This is a genomic window from Streptomyces viridiviolaceus, from assembly GCF_014650995.1.
GTDB classification, from domain to species: Bacteria; Actinomycetota; Actinomycetes; order Streptomycetales; family Streptomycetaceae; genus Streptomyces; species Streptomyces viridiviolaceus.
This window is the reverse complement of sequence record NZ_BMWA01000009.1, coordinates 244,078-260,274: the sequence shown is the minus strand read 5'-3', so window position 1 is coordinate 260,274 and position 16,197 is coordinate 244,078. Positions and strand designations below refer to the sequence as shown.

Sequence of the window (16,197 nt, the reverse complement as noted above, 5' to 3'; positions counted from 1 at the left end):
GACTGCCGGTCCCACAAGACCGAGACCTCGACCGCCGGGCCCCCGGAGCAGGGCCCAGACCCTCGGACCCACCACAGACAGGGCCCCCGACCACCAGCCCCCGAAGACCGGAACTCCCGCCGCCTGGCCCACCACAACAGAACCCCGACCCTCGGACGCGCCCCCCCGACCACCAGACCCGCCAGGCCGAGACCGTCGCCTGCCGGGCGCGTCGGCGCCGGGGCCGTCGGCTGTCGGCGCCGTCCGGGGACGACCCCCGGTTGCCGACGTGGGGGGCCAGGGCGCCCGGCGCTACCTGGTGATGTCCTCCCAGGGAAACCCCCGCAGCACCTCCAGGTTGCGCAGCGCCGACTCCAGCGGGGCCCGGGGGCCCTCGGCCGGGCCATCGTCGGAGGCCCAGTGCTCCACGGCCACGCGGACGGCGGTGCCCGCCACGGCCGCGGCGAAGCGCAGGTCGGGGGAGGCCGCCAGGCGGGCGGCAACGTTGTCGTCGCCCTCGGACATCCGGTCGGCCAGGGCGTCCGCCAGCGTCCCCTCCGCGGTGTGGCAGACCTCTGCCCACACCTTTCGCAGGGCCGGGCTGGTCCCCGCCAGGCGGATGAGGGCGCGGGCCCATTCCCAGCCCGGCGCCGACACCCCGGCGCCGGGCGTCAGCGTGTGGCGTACGGCGTGTTCCAGGGCCCGCGGCGGTGACAGTTCGGCCGGGGCGTGGCGCACCGCCTGCGCCCAGCGCTGTGCCCCCATGGCGTAGAGGGGAGCGACGGCCTCTTCCTTGGTGGCGAAGTAGCGGTAGAAGGTGCGCGGGGCGATGCCGGCGGCGCGGGCGATGTCCTCGGCCCGGGTGGCGCGCAGGCCCTGACTCACGAAGAGCCGCGCCGCCGCACGGGCGATCTCCATCCGGGTCTGGGCCTTGCGCCGCTCGGTCAGGGAGACGGGCGCGGACGGAGACGACGGCTCCTCACCGGGCGGGGTCGCGCCGGCATGGGCGCGGGTGGTGCTGCTCACTTCGGCAGGCTATGCCCCTGTGGCAGAATCTGCCATCCGGCGGGCCACCCCGGGGTTCAGGTTCGGGGTGCCCCGCCCCCCTCTGTCCGCCCGCGCGGGCCCGGGCCGCCCTGCGCGCGCGAAAGAGCCGGACCCAGCGCCCGGGGGGAAGGGCGCCGAGCCCGGCTCGGGGAGAGTCCCGGCGCCGGGGGGAGTGCGTCGGGACTTGGTTCGAGGTGATCCGGGGCCGACGGCCCCGGACCCGAACTACCGGACCCGAGAATTTTGTTCCCGGGCCCTCAGGGGTTGAAGCAGCGTTACGCGGCCATGTTCGCGCGGCCTTCGGCCACCGGCGTACGCCCCAGGCGTCCCGCCACGCCCCCCGGCCTCACGACCGCCCTGCGGCCGGCTCACCGCAGCGTCACGCAGCGGCCTCGAAGCCGGTGTCACGGGCCAGCTTCTTCAGCTCCAGCAGCGCGTGCTTCTCGATCTGGCGGATGCGCTCGCGCGTCAGTCCGTGCTCCTTGCCGACCTCGGTGAGCGTGCGCTCCCGACCGTCCTCGATGCCGTACCGCATCTTGATGATCGAGGCCGTGCGCGGGTCGAGGCGGCCGATCAGGTCGTCGAGCTCCTCGCTGCGCAGCAGCGTCATCACCGACTGCTCGGGCGACACCGCGGAGGTGTCCTCCAGCAGGTCCCCGAACTGGGTCTCGCCCTCGTCGTCCACCGACATGTTCAGCGAGACCGGGTCGCGGGCCCAGTCGAGCACGTCGATGACGCGCTCCGGCGTCGAGCCGAGCTCCTCGGCGATCTCCGTGGGCTCCGGCTCGCGGCCGTGCTCGCGGTTGAACTCGCGCTGCACACGCCGGATCCGGCCCAGCTCCTCCACCAGGTGGACGGGCAGGCGGATGGTGCGGGACTGGTCGGCGATCGACCGGGTGATGGCCTGACGGATCCACCAGGTGGCGTACGTCGAGAACTTGAAGCCCTTGCGGTAGTCGAACTTCTCGACCGCGCGGACCAGGCCGGCGTTGCCCTCCTGGATCAGGTCGAGCAGCGGCAGACCGCTGCGGGGGTAGCGGCGGGCGACCGCGACGACCAGGCGGAGGTTGGATCGGATGAAGACGTCCTTCGCCCGCTCGCCCTCGTCGATCAGGGCCTGGAGCTCCTCGCGGGTGGCATCCGCCCCGGTCTCCTCGTAGCCTTCGAGGACCTGCCGCGCGAACACACCCGCCTCGATGATCTGGGAGAGCTCCACCTCCTTGGCGGCGTCGAGCAACGGGGTCCGCGCGATCTCGTCGAGGTACATGCCGACCAGATCGCGGTCGGCGAGCTCGCCGCCGTTGGCGCGGACGCTGGTTGCCGCGTCGGCCGTCTCGCCGGTGGCGGACTTACGACGGGCGACGGCACGGGTTGCCATGCGTGCTCCCTTGCGATGGTGGTTCAGCGGGTGGTCCGACGGATGCTCGGCACCGGCTGAGCTTGTCTCCGCTCTCATCTCCGGACTCTCCTCGGGTGCCCTGCATCCGATGGAAACAACGACTGGAATCCGGACAGAATTCCCAACCCGCCCCCCGATTTTTCTGATCATGCAGTACCCTGTGCCGCCACACGAGGAGGCACGGTGTTGACCGAACACGCAGATGTCCAGGTCAGACCAGGAGTCGAGAGCGACCTCCAGGCCCTCACCGAGCTCTACAACCACTACGTGATGGAGACGCCCATCACGTTCGACACCCGGGTCTTCACCCCCGAGGAGCGCCGCCCGTGGCTGCTCTCCCACCCTGAAGACGGCCCGTACCGGCTGAGGGTTGCCGCGGACGCGTACTCACAGGAAATTCTGGGCTACGCCACATCCAGCCCTTATCGCGCGAAGCCCGCCTACGCGACCTCGGTGGAGACCACCGTCTACGTCGCCCCGCGGGCAGGCCGCCGCGGCGTCGGCACCCTGCTCTACGAGGCCCTCTTCGAGGCCCTGTCCGGCGAGGACCTGCACCGCGCCTACGCCGGCATCGCCCAGCCCAACGAGGCGTCGGTCCGGCTGCACGAGCGCTTCGGCTTCCGGTACGTCGGCACGTACCGCGAGGTGGGCCGCAAGTTCGGCCGGTACTGGGACGTGGCCTGGTACGAGAAGCCGCTCTAGAGCCCGTCCGGCGGTCAGCCGAACTGCACCGACCGCTTCGCCAGCCCCATCCAGAAACCGTCGATCACCGACTTCCGGGTGTCCAGCTCACCGGCCGCGTCCGCCGCCCCCATGGTCACGAACAGCGGGGCGAAGTGCTCGGTGCGCGGGTGGGCCAGCCGGCCCGCCGGGGACTTGCGGGCGAAGTCGAGCAGCCCGTCCACGTCACCCGCATCCAGCGCCCGCCGGCCCCAGTCGTCGAACTCGGCGGACCAGGCGGGGACGCCTGCCTGGCGCAGCGCGGCCAGGTTGTGGGTGAAGAAGCCGGAGCCGATGATCAGCACGCCCTCGTCGCGCAGCGGTGCGAGCCTGCGGCCGATCTCCATGAGCCGCGCCGGGTCCAGGGTCGGCATGGAGACCTGGAGGACGGGGATGTCGGCCTCGGGGTACATCTCCACCAGCGGCACGTACGCGCCGTGGTCGAGGCCGCGGTCGGGGACGTCCTGGACGGGCGTGCCGGGGGCGCGCAGCAGTTTGCGGACGGAGTCGGCGAGCCCGGGGGCGCCCGGTGCTTCGTAACGCACCTGGTAGTAGTGCTCGGGGAAGCCCCAGAAGTCGTAGACGAGCGGGACGGTCCGGGTGGCGCCGAGGGCGAGCGGGGCCTCCTCCCAGTGGGCGGAGACGACGAGGATCGCCGTGGGGCGCGGCAGCCCTGCGGACCAGGCGGCGAGTTCGCCGGGCCAGACGGGGTCGTCCGCGAGCGGCGGGGCACCGTGGCTGAGGTAGAGCGCGGGCATGCGCTCGTGGGTGGCGGCGGACATGGCGGCGGCTCCAAATGCTTGGACTCTCGATCCCTCCCGGACAGAAATGTACGCCGCTTTTGTTTAAACTTCAAGAAAGGGTCTCGTAGAGTGGATACATGAACACGGCACCCATCCCGGCTCCCGCCGACGAGCCACGCTGGCTCACCGCCGAGGAACAGCTCGTGTGGCGCTCCTACATCGAGGCCGCCACTCTCCTGGAGGACCACCTCGACCGCCAGCTCCAGCGCGACGCGGGCATGCCGCACGTCTACTACGGCCTGCTGGTCAAGCTGGCCGAGTCCCCGCGGCGGCGGCTGCGGATGACGGAGCTGGCCAGGTACGCGAAGATCACCCGCTCCCGCCTGTCGCACGCGATCGCCCGTCTGGAGAAGAACGGCTGGGTCCGCCGCGAGGACTGCCCCTCCGACAAGCGGGGCCAGTTCGCCGTCCTCACGGACGAGGGCCACGAGGTGCTGCGCCGGACCGCGCCGGGCCATGTGAACGCCGTCCGGCAGGCGGTGTTCGACCGGCTCACCCCCGAACAGCAGAAGTCCCTCGGCGAGATCATGAGGATCGTCGCCGAGGGACTCGAGCCCGGTGAAACCGGGGCGGACCTGCCCTGGCTGCGCTGAGCGCGGCCGGGGCAGGTCCGTGGGAACCGTGCGTCGGGGCGTCCCCTCCCCCACGCACGGGTGGAACAGACGGAACGAATCGCCCGGAGGGGTACCGCCGCCGGCGTCAGTGGGCGACGACCGGCACCGGCACCTCGTCCTCGGCCGCGTCACCGGAGCGGGCGAGGGCGGTGCCGCCCGGACGCCCGGCGTTGACGAAGGTCAGGGCGATCGCGGCCGCGACGACCAGGATGCCGACGGCGAACCAGATCGCGCTGGTGTAGCCCTGCACCATGCCCTGCAGCTGGACGAGCTGCTGCTGCGGCCGGGAGGCGGCCGAGGCGGTGTGGTCCTCGATGTAGGACGCGGTGGCCGAGGCGGCGATCGTGTTCAGCAGGGCCGTGCCGATCGCGCCGCCCACCTGCTGGGAGGTGTTGACCATCGCGGAGGCGACACCGGCGTCCCGCGGCTCCACGCCCTGGGTGGCCAGGGACATGGCCGGCATGAACGCCGTACCCATGCCGAGGCCGAGCAGCAGCATGCCGGGCAGCAGCACGGCGGCGTAGGAGGTGTCGACCTCCAGCTGGGTCAGCAGCAGCATGCCGAGGGCGGCGGTCAGGAAGCCCGGGCCCATCAGCAGCCGGGGCGCGACCCGGGTCATCAGGCGCGTGCCGATCTGCGTGGAGCCCGTGATCATGCCCGCGATCATCGGCAGGAAGGCGAAGCCGGTCTTCACCGGCGTGTACCCCTTCACGATCTGCAGGTAGTAGGTCAGGAAGAGGAACAGGCCGAACATCGCGATGATGGCGAGGCCGAGCGAGAGGTAGACACCGCCGCGGTTGCGCTCGGTGACCACGCGCAGCGGCAGCAGCGGGGCCCTGACCTTCGACTCGACGAGCACGAAGGCGAGGAGCAGCACGGCGGCGCCGATGAACATGCCGACCGTCACGGCGTCGCTCCAGCCGTCGGACTCGGCGCGGGTGAAGCCGTAGACGAGCGCGACCAGACCGAGGGTGGACAGGATCACGCCGGGGATGTCGAGCGGCGAGCGGTTGCGTCCGCCCTGGGGCTCACGGATGACGAGCCAGGCACCGGCCGCGGCGACCACGGCGAACGGGATGTTCACGAAGAACGTCCAGCGCCAGTCCAGGTACTCGGTGAGGAAACCGCCGAGGATCAGGCCGACGGCGCCACCACCACCGGCGATCGCACCGTAGATGCCGAACGCCTTGGCGCGCTCCTTGGCGTCCGTGAACATCACGGCGAGCAGGGAGAGCGCGGCGGGCGCGAGCAGCGCGCCGAAGACGCCCTGGAGGGCGCGGGCGCCGAACATCATCGCCTCGTTGGTGGCCGCGCCGCCGAGCGCGGAGGCCACGGCGAAGCCGGCCAGGCCGACGACGAAGGCGCGCTTGCGGCCCCACAGGTCGGCTATCCGGCCGCCGAACAGCAGCAGGCCGCCGAAGGCGAGGGCGTAGGCCGTGACGACCCACTGCCGGTTGCCGTCGGAGATGCCCAGGTCCTGCTGGGCGGAGGGCAGGGCGATGTTCACGATGGTGGCGTCGAGGACGACCATCAGCTGGGCGAGCGCGATGAAGACGAGCGCCTTCCAGCGGCCGGCGTCGGGGACGCCGGGAGCCTTGACGGCTGTTTCGGACATGGGGGTACCCACTTCGGGACGACGTGACGGAAAAAAGTGACGTAAGGGAACGGCTCGTCGACGGCGACGGCCGCTGGGACTGTTGAGTGCGTCGACCGACGGAACGGTCGCGTACGTCGACCGGCACGGTCACGTACGTCGACCGACAGGACGGTCGCGTGCGTCAGGACGGATCAGGCTCGCGGATTCGGACGGGTGAGGCTCGCTGAACTATTCGCAGGGCCGGCGCAGATCCTCCAGGGTCACGGCCGTGCCCGGCAGGGCGGAGCGGGCGGGAGCCCGTAGCCCGTCCAGGAACAGCTGCAGATGACGGTGGACGAAACGGTCGCCGCGCAGGCACTCCGTACCGGCCGGCGGGCGGCTGAGCTGGGCCGCGGCGACCATCAGGTCGCCCACGCCCACGTCCGGACGGAGTTGTCCGGCCGCCCTGGCGCGGTCCATGACCTCGGCGACGAGTCGCTCGACCCGTTCACGTGCCGCCTCCAGTTCGGGGTGGTGCTGGTCGAACGTGCTGGAGACCATCGGGCACAGCGCGCTGATCCGCTCGTCGGCGGCGACGTGCACGAAGCGCTCCAGCGCCCCGAAGGCATCGCCGGTCTCCGCGAGCGCGGTCTCGGCCGCCCGTGCCGTACGGTCCATGACCGAGCACACGACCTCGCGGACGAGGGCGTCGCGGTCGGGGAAGTTGCGGTACAACGTGGCGTTGCCGACCCCGGCCCGGCGGGCGATCTCGTCGAGCGGCACGTCGGCGCCGTGTTCGACGAACATCTCCCGGGCGGCGGTGACGATCCGCTCCCGGTTGCGCAGGGCGTCGGCACGCGGCCGGGGTGCCTTGCGCTGCTCGGGGGGCGCGGTCTGCACGGCGTACTCCTCGGACGACTGCGGTTGCGCGATCCGGGGAGACTGTCCCCGTTTCGCTCGGACACAGGGCTAAACGGGGAAACGATCCCCGGTTATTTCCCACACCCGGGAACTTTTCGAGTGACCCGCATCACATCCCTGCTGCGTCACCGCGTCGGCACTGCGAGCAACCTGAGTCACACAGGCCCCACTTGGCCCACGCCGTGCCGCCACCCCACCGCTACCGGCGAGAAACCCACGATCGGCCCCTCCAGCGCGCGCCGACGCACCCCTCGGCACAGGGTGATCGCAAGGGTGCAGCCGGAGACCGGCGGCTGCCGTGGTCAGGGAGGTCTGCATGCAGCCGCAGCCCCAGCCGCAGCCGCCGAGACGTCGCATACGCCCGAGCGGCCCGGCCGCAATACGCCGCCCGGCCGCTCTGCGCCGCCTGCCGCCCACCCGCCGTCTGGCCGCCCTCGCGACCATCACCGCCGTGACCCTCGCGGTCAGCACCTCGGCGGGCACCGGGCCCCTCGTGCCGGACGGCACGAGGGCCGGGGCGGGCCCGGCCTCCCTGTCCCACTCCTCCGCGCACCGCCCGTGCATGATCAGCAGCGGCCCCGAGATCCAGATGTCCGAGGGCATCCCGACCATCGACGACTACGCCCGCTCCACCGGCACCGTCCGCGCCCTCACTCTGATGATCGACTTCTCCGACGCGCCCGGCGAGGGCAAGGCGCTCGACCGGTACGCGGAGTTCTTCCCGCAGACCGAGAAGTGGTTCCGCACCAGCTCCTACGGCCGGCTCGACTACCGCCCCGACGCCCCGATCCGCGACTGGCTGCGGATGCCGAAGCGGTTCGCCCAGTACGGCATAGATCGCGGCGCGCCCTTCGACCCCGGCTACCGGGAGCTGGTCCAGGACATCGTCACGGCGGCCGACCCGAAGGTGAACTTCCGCGGCTACGACCTGCTGAACGTCCTGGTCACGCCCAACGCGGGCCCCTCCGCCCTGGACACGGTCCTGTCCGTCACCTTCGCCGGCAACAAGGAGGCCCCGGTCGCCGACGGCGTCCCGGTGGCGAACGCGTCCTTCGTCTACTCCCGGCAGGACGACGGCTCCGGCTCCTACGACCGGACCGGCTACCGCGTCCTGCCCCACGAGAACGGCCACGTCTTCGGCCTGCCCGACCTCTACACCCAGGAGGGCGGGGGCGCGGCCGGCCACTGGGACATCATGAGCGAGGACTGGGGCGCCAACAACGACCTGCTCGGCTGGCACAAGTGGAAGCTGGGCTGGCTCGACGCCTCCCAGGTCCACTGCGCGTCGTCGCCGGGCACGAAGGAGTACACGCTGACGCCGCTGGCCCGCGCCGGCGGCGACAAGCTGGTCTTCGTCCCGCTGGACGCGGACTCCGGGTACGCCCTGGAGCTGCGCACCCGCGAGGGCAACGACGAGACCGTGTGCCGCCCGGGCGTACTGATCTACAAGGTCGACGCCGACGTGGACACCGGGATGGGCCCGGTCAAGGTGTACGACTCCCGCCGGGACAGCGGCGGCTGCACGCGCAGCCCGAACGTCCACGCCGAGCTCTCCGACGCCGCCTTCACACCGGGCCAGACCTTCAAGGACCCGCGCCGGGGCATCACGATCACCGTGGCGGGGGCGGACCTGAAGGGCCACCACAAGGTGCGGATCACCCGGAGGTGACGGCCGGGGACGGCCGCCCGGCGGATTACGGTAGGCCTGCCGCGACCGCCGTACCGGAGACCCGATGCCCGCCAACACCACGAACGACGCCGCCCGCGACGAGGGTGCCGCCGCACCGGCCGAGGCGGTCGCGCCGCTGCTGCGCGGGATCGCCGTACTGCGCCGGCTGACCGAGGCGGACGGCACGCTCAGCCTGAGCGCCCTGGAGAAGAGCACCGGCCTCGCCCGCTCCACCGTCGACCGGATCACGGCCACCCTCGCCCGCATGGGCTACGTCCGCCTGGACGGCCGCGACGTGATGCTCGCCCCCCGTCTGATGGAGCTGGGCAACGCCTACCTGGCGGCCCTGCGCCTGCCCGCCCTGCTGGACGCGCGCGCGGACGCCCTGGCCGACGAGCTGGACGAGTCGGTCTCGCTCGCGGTCGGCGACCGCGACGGCATCCGCTTCATCCACCAGGCCACCCGCCGCCGCGCGATGTCCCTCAGCTTCCGGATCGGCGACCTGCTCCCGGCCGAACGCACCGCGCCCGGCCCGCTGTTCGCGGCGGAGTGGACGGAGTCCGACTGGCACCACTGGCGCGAACGCCGGGCCGCCGACCCGCAGGACCGGTCCTTCCCGGCCGTACCCCCGCGCGAACACCCCACCCCGGACGAGGACTTCGAACACCGCGCCGCACGGGCGGCCGCCGACGGCTGGGCCCTGGACGACCAGCTGATCGAACCCGGTCTGGTCGCGGTGTCGGTGCCGGTGAGGGATCCCCGTACCGGCCGGGTGGCGTGCGTCGCCAGCGTGGTCAGCCACACCAGCCGGCACACGGCACAGGACCTGCGGCAGACCCTGCTCCCCCGGCTCCGCACGGCGGTGGCGGCGATGGAGGACGACCTGCGCACCGCCCCGCCGCCCGAGCCCGGCGCGGCCCCCGCGGGCCTGGCCACCTGGACGGGCGCGTCGAAACAGGAGTTGGGCAGGGAGTTCGTCGAGTCCCTGGCCCGCGGCCTGACCGTACTGACGGCCTTCGGCGAGGGCCGCTGCGCGCTGACCCTCACGGAGGTCGCGAAGGCGACGGGCCTCGCCCGCGCCACCGCACGCCGGGCCCTGATCACCTACGAGCACGCGGGCCTGGTGACGCCCACCCCCGACCGCGCGTTCGGGCTCACCCCCCGCGTCCTCTCCCTCGGCTTCCCGCCCCTGTCCCGCCTGTCCCTGCCGCAGATGGCGCAGCCCCACCTGGCCGCCCTGGCGGACCGCGTCCACGAGTCGGCGTCGCTGGCCGTCCTGTCGGACTCGGGCCAGGAGGTCCAGTACACGGCCCGGGCGGCGACGAGCCGCGTGATGAGCGCCCACATCACGGTCGGCACCCGCCTCCCGGCCCACGCGACGTCCCTCGGCCACGTCCTGCTCGCGGACCTCCCGGACCCGCCACTCCCCGAGGTCCGCGCCCAGGGCTACGCCCTCGTCGACGAGGAACTGGAGGCCGGCCTGCGCACGATCGCCGTCCCGGTCCGCGACCGCACCGGCCGGGTGGTGGCGGCGGTGAACGTGGCCATGCACGCGGCCCGGCGGTCGGCGCGGGACTGCGTCGAGGAGATCCTCCCGGAGCTGAAGGCGACGGCCGACCGCATCGAGGCGGACCTACGGGTGGCGGGCCGCTTCGGACAGGTCCCCCTGACGTGACGCCCCTCCCCCACCGGCCACCGCGCCGGACCCCCCCTGCGATCACGACGCCACCCGCTACACTGTCGCCGGTGGCACAACCACACCGTGCCATCGCTGGCCTTCGTAGCTCAGGGGATAGAGCACCGCTCTCCTAAAGCGGGTGTCGCAGGTTCGAATCCTGCCGGGGGCACAACGCGTTGCGGCTTTGACCTGGGGTTTCTCCCCCAGGGAGGGCAACTGCTCGGCCTCGGACTGCTCGTCCGGGGCCGTTTGCGTGAGCGGACGTGCGTCATCGTGAGTCCCGGGCCGGAAACCACCTGTGCTGGGAGAGGGTCGCCACGTCTTGATCGGACAGCCCCTGGCGTCCTCGCAGGCGCGGGTCAGCGCTGCCTTCCTGATTCCGCCGCGGACAACCCCTCCGGTGCCGTGCCCTCGGGGACGCTCAGGTCCTGGGTTCCTACGACGGACAGCAGTTCCAGCTGCTCGGCTCCCCGGCTTCCGGGCGGCGCGGTGAACCACAGCAGGCGTTGGCGTCCGTCCTCGCTGAGGAGGTTGTAGCAGTCGAGTTCGATGACGCCGAGCGTGGGGTGGACGATCTTCTTGTGGTCCTTGCGGCGCACCGCGACGTCGTGGGTGTCCCAGAGGGCTGCGAACTCCGGGCTACGGCGGCGTAGCACGGCGATCATCCTCGTGACCTCCGCGTCCCGGCCGCGGCGGGCGGCCGCTGCCTGGAGGTCGGCCACGAACACCCGGGAGTGGTGCGGGTGGTCCTCGACCGGGTACCTCTCGCGGGTCTGTGGGTCGGTGAACCAGCGGTACACGAAGCTCGCCGCCGGTCCGCGGTGTGCCGGGGACTTGCCGAGCAGGTCCCGGGCCAGGTCGTTTTCCACCAGGGTTTCGTGCAGGTCGGTGATGACGCGCGCGGGGGTGTTGGACAGCCGGTCCAACAGTCCGAGGAGCGCGGGCTGCACGTGTGCCGACGGTCCGTGTGCCGACGGGGGGACCGGCCGCTCGGCCAGGTGAAACAGGTGGTCGCGCTCGTCGACGTTCAGGCGCAGGGCTCGGGCGAGGGCGGCCAGGGTCTGGGCCGAGGGCTGCACCCCGTTCTTTGCGCTGCCGCGTTCCAGCTCGGTGTAGTAGTCGGCCGACAGCCCTGCCAGCTGGGCGACTTCCTCGCGGCGCAGCCCGGGGACGCGCCGGCGCGGGCCCTGGGGGAGACCGACCTCGGCGGGGCGGATGCGGTCGCGGCGTGTCCTGAGGAAGGCGCCGAGCTCGGGAAGGTTCACCCCTTCATGGTCGCTCGCGTGCCAGGCCGTAGCCAGGGGGTGGCATCCCCTGGGTAAACGCAGCCCTGGCTAGGGGTGAGGGACCGGCCGATCGTGGAGGACGCCGCAGGGCGACGGCGAGACCGCGGCCCGACCCGCATTCACCACAGGAGTCAACAATGCCTATTCCCACTTCCCCCGACGGGATCGCTGCCCCGGCCCAGCCCTCCGTCCCACCCCGGGTCGCGATCGTCACAGGCGGCTCGCGCGGCATCGGCCGCCAGACCGTCGGCCGGCTGGCCGTCGACGGGTACGCCGTCGTGGTCGGCTATGCCGGCAACCAGGACGAGGCCGAAGCAGCCGTGAAGGAGGCCATCACCGGTGGTGTCCGGGCGATCGCAGTGCGCGCCGACGTCGCCGACGAGCACGCCGTCGCGGCTCTGTTCGACGCGGCCGAGGCGGAGTTCGGCGGTGTCGACGTCGTCGTGCACGCGGCCGGGCGGGCACACATGGCGCCGATCGCCGAGCTGGACCTGGCCGTCCTGGACGACCTGCACCGCACCAACATTCGCGGCACGTTCGTCGTCGTCCAGCAGGCCGCCCGCCGGGTGCGCCGCGGCGGTGCGATTGTGACGTTCTCCACGTCCGTGGTGGGGCTGGCCTTCCCGAACTACGGCGCGTACTCCGCCAGCAAGGGTGCGGTCGAGGCGCTGACGCTGATCCTGGCCCGGGAGTTGCGGGGCCGGGACGTCACCGCCAACGCCGTCGCGCCCGGCCCCACGGCCACCGATCTGTTCCTGGACGGCAAGGACGAGGAGACCATTGCCCGCCTGGCCGCCCAGCCCCCGCTGGAGCGCCTCGGTACCCCGGCCGACATCGCCGAGGTCGTCGCGTTCCTGGCCTCCCCGGCCGGCCACTGGATCAACGGACAGGTCGTCCGCGCCAACGGCGGAATCATCTGAACCGTCCGCAGCCACCCCATCGATCAACGAGAGACCCTGTCATGAGGAACGACGACGCCGGAAAGGTCACCCTGGTCACCGGGGCCTCCAGCGGCATCGGAGCGCTGTCCGTGCGTGCTCTGGCCCTCGCCGGTCACCGTGTACGCGGGCATCCGCCAGATCGCGACCCGTAACGCGACCGCGGTGGCCGGCCTGGTGCGCTACGGCACCGACCACCAGGTCGACGTGCACGCCGTCGAGCTGGACGTCACCTGCCAGGACTCCGCCGACGCCGCAGTCGACCGGATCTTCGCCGAGCGCGGCCGGCTGGACGTGGTCGTGCACAACGCCGGACACATGGTCCTGGGTGCCGCCGAGGCGTTCACCGCCAAGCAACTCGCGGACCTGTACGACGTGAACGTCCTGGGTACCCAACGCGTCAACCGCGCCGCCCTGCCGAAGTCGCGTGAGCAGGGCTCGGGGCTGCTGGTGTGGATCGGCAGCTCCAGCACCCGCGGCGGCTGCCCCCCGTTCCTGGCCCCGTACTTCGCAGCCAAGGCCGCGATGGACGCGCTGGCCGTCAGCTACGCCGCCGAGGTGCTCCCGTTCGGCATCGACACCGCGATCGTGGTGCCCGGTGCGTTCACCACCGGCACCAACCACTTCGCCAACGCCGGCGCCCCCGCGGACCGTGATGGTGCCGAAGCCTACGACCAGCGTCACCAACCTGTGATGGACGATCTGGGCAAGCGTCTGGCCGCGCTCATCCCTCCGGACGCCGATGTGACCGAGGCCGCTGAAGCCGTCGTGCGCTTGGTCGCGATGCCGCACGGCACTCCGCCGCTGCGCACCCACGTGGATCCCAGCCGAGACGGCAGCGAAGTCGTCTCCGCGGTCGCCGACCGCGGTCGCGCCGACTTCTTCCGCCGCATCGGGCTGGACAGCCTGCTCACCGCAGGCAGCTCCTTGTAACGCCCCACTGAGAGAAGGAACAACCAGCCATGCCTTTCGCGAACTTCAAGGTCCCCGAGAAGACCCTCACCCCGAAGCAGAAGGAGGAGATCGTCACCCGCACCACCGAGCTGTACGTCGAGATCTACGGCGAGCGCGCCCGCAACAACACCATGGTGCTGGTCGAAGAAGTCGCCGACGGCGGCTGGGGCATCTCCGGCAACGTGCTGACCCTCGCCATGCTCGGTGAGGCGATACCGACCGACACCAGCGACGCCTGACCGCACCCACCGGCCGTCATTCGGCCAAGACCACACCTTGAAACCGAGGGCCGCCGCCGATCGCACCCGGCGGCCCTCGGCTGGGCCCAGCTGGGCTGCGCGACCTACTTTCGCGGCTGGTGCCTGAGCCAGGACACCAGGGGTTTGTCCGGGCGGGCATCCGCTGCGCCGGATTTCGTTCCCTTGTACCAACTGCCCACCGCGTCAGGAAGTGCTGGACGGCCGCGGCGAGCTGGAGGGCGACGCTGGAGAAGGCCATGGTGCGGATGCGGTCGCTCGCGGTGCCGTCGCGGTCGACGTAGGCCCGTATCAGGTCGAGCGCCCGCCACACGGCCTCGTTCCACCGGGGTCGGTGAGATCAGCGACGCTCTGCGTCGCGTCCCCGTACTCGACGTCCAGGCGGAAGGTGCCGCACGGGTTGACGTTGGACCAGGACAGCGCGGTCAGGCCGCACCGGTCCTCGCCGCTCAGCTTCTTCGCCCAGGCCCTCTCGGACACTCCCGAATGTCGCGCAGTCGGCGATGGTGTTCGCGGTGGCTGGCTGTGGCGCTACGGCATGTAGTGACTGGCCTGTGTTCCCAGGAGGTTCAGCAGGGCCAGGGCGTCGGCCCCGGGGGACCCCGACGGCGCGCTGAAGAGGACGAGGTACTGGTCACGGTCGGTGAGGGTGAGCGTGTCGCAGTCGACGGTGATCTCCCCGACGGCTGAGTGGCGGAAGGTCTTCGTGAGCATCGGCGCGGTCTGTACGTCGTGTCGTTCCCAGAGGCGGGCGAAGTCAGGGCTGGCATCGCGGAGTTCGCCGACGAGACCTGTCACCGCGGGATCGGAGGGGTAGCGGGCGAGGGTGGTGTGGAGCTGCATCACGACGCTCAGCCGGAACTCGGCGGCGTCGGAGATCCCGTAGAGCGTCTCATCGGCGCGCTGCGGCCCAGGGAAGGCCCGGCGCGCGAGGTTGCGGTCCTCGGGGGCGAGCGGGGCAAAGTCCTCCATGAGCGCGGCCGCGAGGTCGTTCCAGGCGAGGACCTCGCACGCGGCGGACATCACGAAGCCGGCCGTCTGCGGCAGCCGCTGAAGGAGCGCGAGGATGCTCGGGCGGACGTCGCGCCGGTGCAGTCCGGTACGGTTCGGCGCGGTGCCCGCGAGGACGTGGAGGTGGTCTGACTCCGCGTCGGTGAGCCGCAGCGCGCCCGCGATCGCGGCCAGGACGTCGCCCGAGGGGCGTGGCGCCCGGCCCTGTTCGAGGCGGATGTAGTACTCGGTGGAGATGTGCGCGAGGACCGCTACTTCCTCGCGGCGAAGACCTGGTGTGCGCCGACGCGGGCCGGAGGGGAGGCCGACGTCCTGTGGCCGGAGCCGCTCGCGGCGGCTGCGGAGGAACGCCCCGAGCTCCTGCTTGTCCATACTCCCAGTGTGCGCGCCGCCCGGCCGTGGATCCTGGTACAGCCTGTGCCTGTATCCGGCCGGCAGCCGGTCGGACGCTGCTGCCATGACGAACAACACGAACACCACCGACAGCGCACCGGTCGACCTGCTCACCGGCAAGATCATCTTCATCACCGGTGCCAGCCGCGGCATCGGGGCCGCCGCAGCCCGGCTCTTCACCTCCGAGGGCGCCACTGTCGTGCTCGCCGCCCGCAGCACCGACGCCCTCGAGACCATCGTGAAGGAGATCCGCGCCGACGGCGGCGTCGCCGACGCCGTCACCATGGACCTCGCCGACCCGGCGAGCATCCGCGCCGCGGTCGACCACGTCGAAATGCTGCACGGACGGCTGGATGGCGCCTTCAACAACGGCGCGGTCCCCCAGCAGCAGTTCGGCCCGGTCCACACCACCAGCGACGAGGACATCGACGAGCAGTTCGCCGTGAACTTCCGCGCGCACTGGACCGCCATGAACGCCCAGGCCGCTCTCATGCGGAAGAACGGCGGCGGGGCGATCGTCAACACCTCCAGCATCGGCAGCCGCCGCGCGAACCCCGCTCTGCCCGCCTACGGCGCCATGAAGCGCGCGCTCAACAGCCTCACCGAGACCGCCGCGGTGAACTGGGCCGGTGACCGTATCCGGGTCAACGGCATCACCCCCGGTGGCACCTCCACGGAGATGATCGACACCTGGGAGGCGGCGACTCCCGGCATCGTCGAGCAGATGACCGCGGCGATCCCGCTCGGTCACATGGCCGAGCCCCGGCAGATCGCCGAGGCGGCCGCGTGGCTGCTCAGCGACCGCGCCTCGTACGTGACCGGCGCGATCCTGCCGGTCGACGGCGGCGCCGGCGCCTGACAAGAGTGGCCCGGGTCCTGATCCGCGCTGCGGGCGCTGTCGAGAAGGCCCGGCCGGCGTCGGCAGCGCCTGCCTGAGCCGCGTCCGCGCCTC

General features: G+C 71.9%; 15 protein-coding genes, 1 tRNA gene and 1 pseudogene. 9 read left to right on the top strand and 8 right to left on the bottom strand.

What is annotated here, in order from left to right; translation table 11 throughout:
- Positions 1-291 precede the first annotated feature (291 nt).
- Positions 292-1,005, bottom strand: a complete 714-nt coding sequence (locus tag IE260_RS15275; protein ID WP_373303344.1) for a TetR/AcrR family transcriptional regulator — start codon at positions 1,003-1,005, stop codon at positions 292-294.
- A 400-nt stretch (positions 1,006-1,405) separates the two neighbouring features.
- Positions 1,406-2,404, bottom strand: coding sequence for a sigma-70 family RNA polymerase sigma factor (locus IE260_RS15270; protein WP_189871992.1), 999 nt, complete (start codon positions 2,402-2,404; stop codon positions 1,406-1,408).
- Between the two features lie 207 nt (positions 2,405-2,611).
- On the opposite strand from IE260_RS15270, the gene IE260_RS15265 reads away from it, so the two are divergent.
- Positions 2,612-3,127 carry a GNAT family N-acetyltransferase gene (locus IE260_RS15265; protein WP_189871990.1) on the top strand — a complete coding sequence of 172 codons (516 nt, stop codon included), beginning with the start codon at positions 2,612-2,614 and terminating at the stop codon, positions 3,125-3,127.
- 14 nt (positions 3,128-3,141) lie between these two features.
- On the opposite strand, the gene IE260_RS15260 is transcribed toward IE260_RS15265, so the two are convergent.
- A complete protein-coding gene (locus IE260_RS15260; protein ID WP_189871988.1) occupies positions 3,142-3,927 on the bottom strand; it encodes a dioxygenase family protein in 786 nt (261 codons plus the stop codon).
- A 98-nt stretch (positions 3,928-4,025) separates the two neighbouring features.
- Here IE260_RS15260 and IE260_RS15255 point away from each other — a divergent pair, with 98 nt between their 5' ends.
- A complete protein-coding gene (locus IE260_RS15255; RefSeq protein ID WP_189871986.1) occupies positions 4,026-4,541 on the top strand; it encodes a MarR family winged helix-turn-helix transcriptional regulator in 516 nt (171 codons plus the stop codon).
- A gap of 106 nt (positions 4,542-4,647) precedes the next feature.
- Here the strand turns inward: IE260_RS15255 and IE260_RS15250 are convergent, their stop codons facing one another.
- Positions 4,648-6,177: an MFS transporter gene (locus IE260_RS15250; protein WP_189871984.1), complete on the bottom strand. Its 1,530-nt coding sequence runs from the start codon at positions 6,175-6,177 to the stop codon at positions 4,648-4,650.
- 210 nt (positions 6,178-6,387) lie between these two features.
- Entirely contained in the window at positions 6,388-7,038 is a 651-nt protein-coding gene (locus IE260_RS15245; protein ID WP_189871982.1) for a TetR/AcrR family transcriptional regulator, read from the bottom strand.
- 337 nt (positions 7,039-7,375) lie between these two features.
- On the opposite strand from IE260_RS15245, the gene IE260_RS15240 reads away from it, so the two are divergent.
- The 3 genes from IE260_RS15240 to IE260_RS15230 all read left to right on the top strand — a co-directional run bounded on the left by IE260_RS15240 (position 7,376) and on the right by IE260_RS15230 (position 10,575).
- Positions 7,376-8,728 (top strand): M6 family metalloprotease domain-containing protein, encoded by a 1,353-nt coding sequence (locus IE260_RS15240; RefSeq protein WP_189871980.1) that lies wholly within the window; start codon positions 7,376-7,378, stop codon positions 8,726-8,728.
- A 64-nt stretch (positions 8,729-8,792) separates the two neighbouring features.
- A complete protein-coding gene (locus IE260_RS15235; protein ID WP_189871978.1) occupies positions 8,793-10,403 on the top strand; it encodes an IclR family transcriptional regulator domain-containing protein in 1,611 nt (536 codons plus the stop codon).
- Positions 10,404-10,502: 99 nt separating this feature from the next.
- Positions 10,503-10,575, top strand: a tRNA-Arg gene (locus tag IE260_RS15230).
- A 190-nt stretch (positions 10,576-10,765) separates the two neighbouring features.
- Here the strand turns inward: IE260_RS15230 and IE260_RS15225 are convergent.
- Positions 10,766-11,671, bottom strand: a complete 906-nt coding sequence (locus IE260_RS15225; protein ID WP_189871976.1) for a helix-turn-helix transcriptional regulator — start codon at positions 11,669-11,671, stop codon at positions 10,766-10,768.
- 158 nt (positions 11,672-11,829) lie between these two features.
- Here IE260_RS15225 and IE260_RS15220 point away from each other — a divergent pair, with 158 nt between their 5' ends.
- The 3 genes and pseudogenes from IE260_RS15220 to IE260_RS15210 all read left to right on the top strand — a co-directional run bounded on the left by IE260_RS15220 (position 11,830) and on the right by IE260_RS15210 (position 13,823).
- On the top strand, positions 11,830-12,612 hold the full coding sequence (locus tag IE260_RS15220) for an SDR family oxidoreductase (RefSeq protein WP_189871974.1): 783 nt from the start codon (positions 11,830-11,832) through the stop codon (positions 12,610-12,612).
- Positions 12,613-12,653: 41 nt separating this feature from the next.
- Positions 12,654-13,563 (top strand): annotated as a pseudogene (locus IE260_RS15215) (SDR family NAD(P)-dependent oxidoreductase).
- Between the two features lie 29 nt (positions 13,564-13,592).
- Positions 13,593-13,823 (top strand): tautomerase family protein, encoded by a 231-nt coding sequence (locus tag IE260_RS15210; protein WP_189871972.1) that lies wholly within the window; start codon positions 13,593-13,595, stop codon positions 13,821-13,823.
- Between the two features lie 309 nt (positions 13,824-14,132).
- On the opposite strand, the gene IE260_RS15205 is transcribed toward IE260_RS15210, so the two are convergent.
- The gene (locus IE260_RS15205) at positions 14,133-14,321 is read right to left on the bottom strand and encodes a hypothetical protein (RefSeq protein ID WP_189871970.1); all 189 of its coding nucleotides are present in this window, start codon (positions 14,319-14,321) and stop codon (positions 14,133-14,135) included.
- 51 nt (positions 14,322-14,372) lie between these two features.
- Positions 14,373-15,224, bottom strand: coding sequence for a helix-turn-helix transcriptional regulator (locus IE260_RS15200; RefSeq protein WP_189871968.1), 852 nt, complete (start codon positions 15,222-15,224; stop codon positions 14,373-14,375).
- A gap of 85 nt (positions 15,225-15,309) precedes the next feature.
- On the opposite strand from IE260_RS15200, the gene IE260_RS15195 reads away from it, so the two are divergent.
- Complete coding sequence (locus IE260_RS15195) at positions 15,310-16,104, top strand: SDR family NAD(P)-dependent oxidoreductase (RefSeq protein ID WP_189871966.1); 795 nt, start codon at positions 15,310-15,312, stop codon at positions 16,102-16,104.
- Positions 16,105-16,197 lie beyond the last annotated feature (93 nt).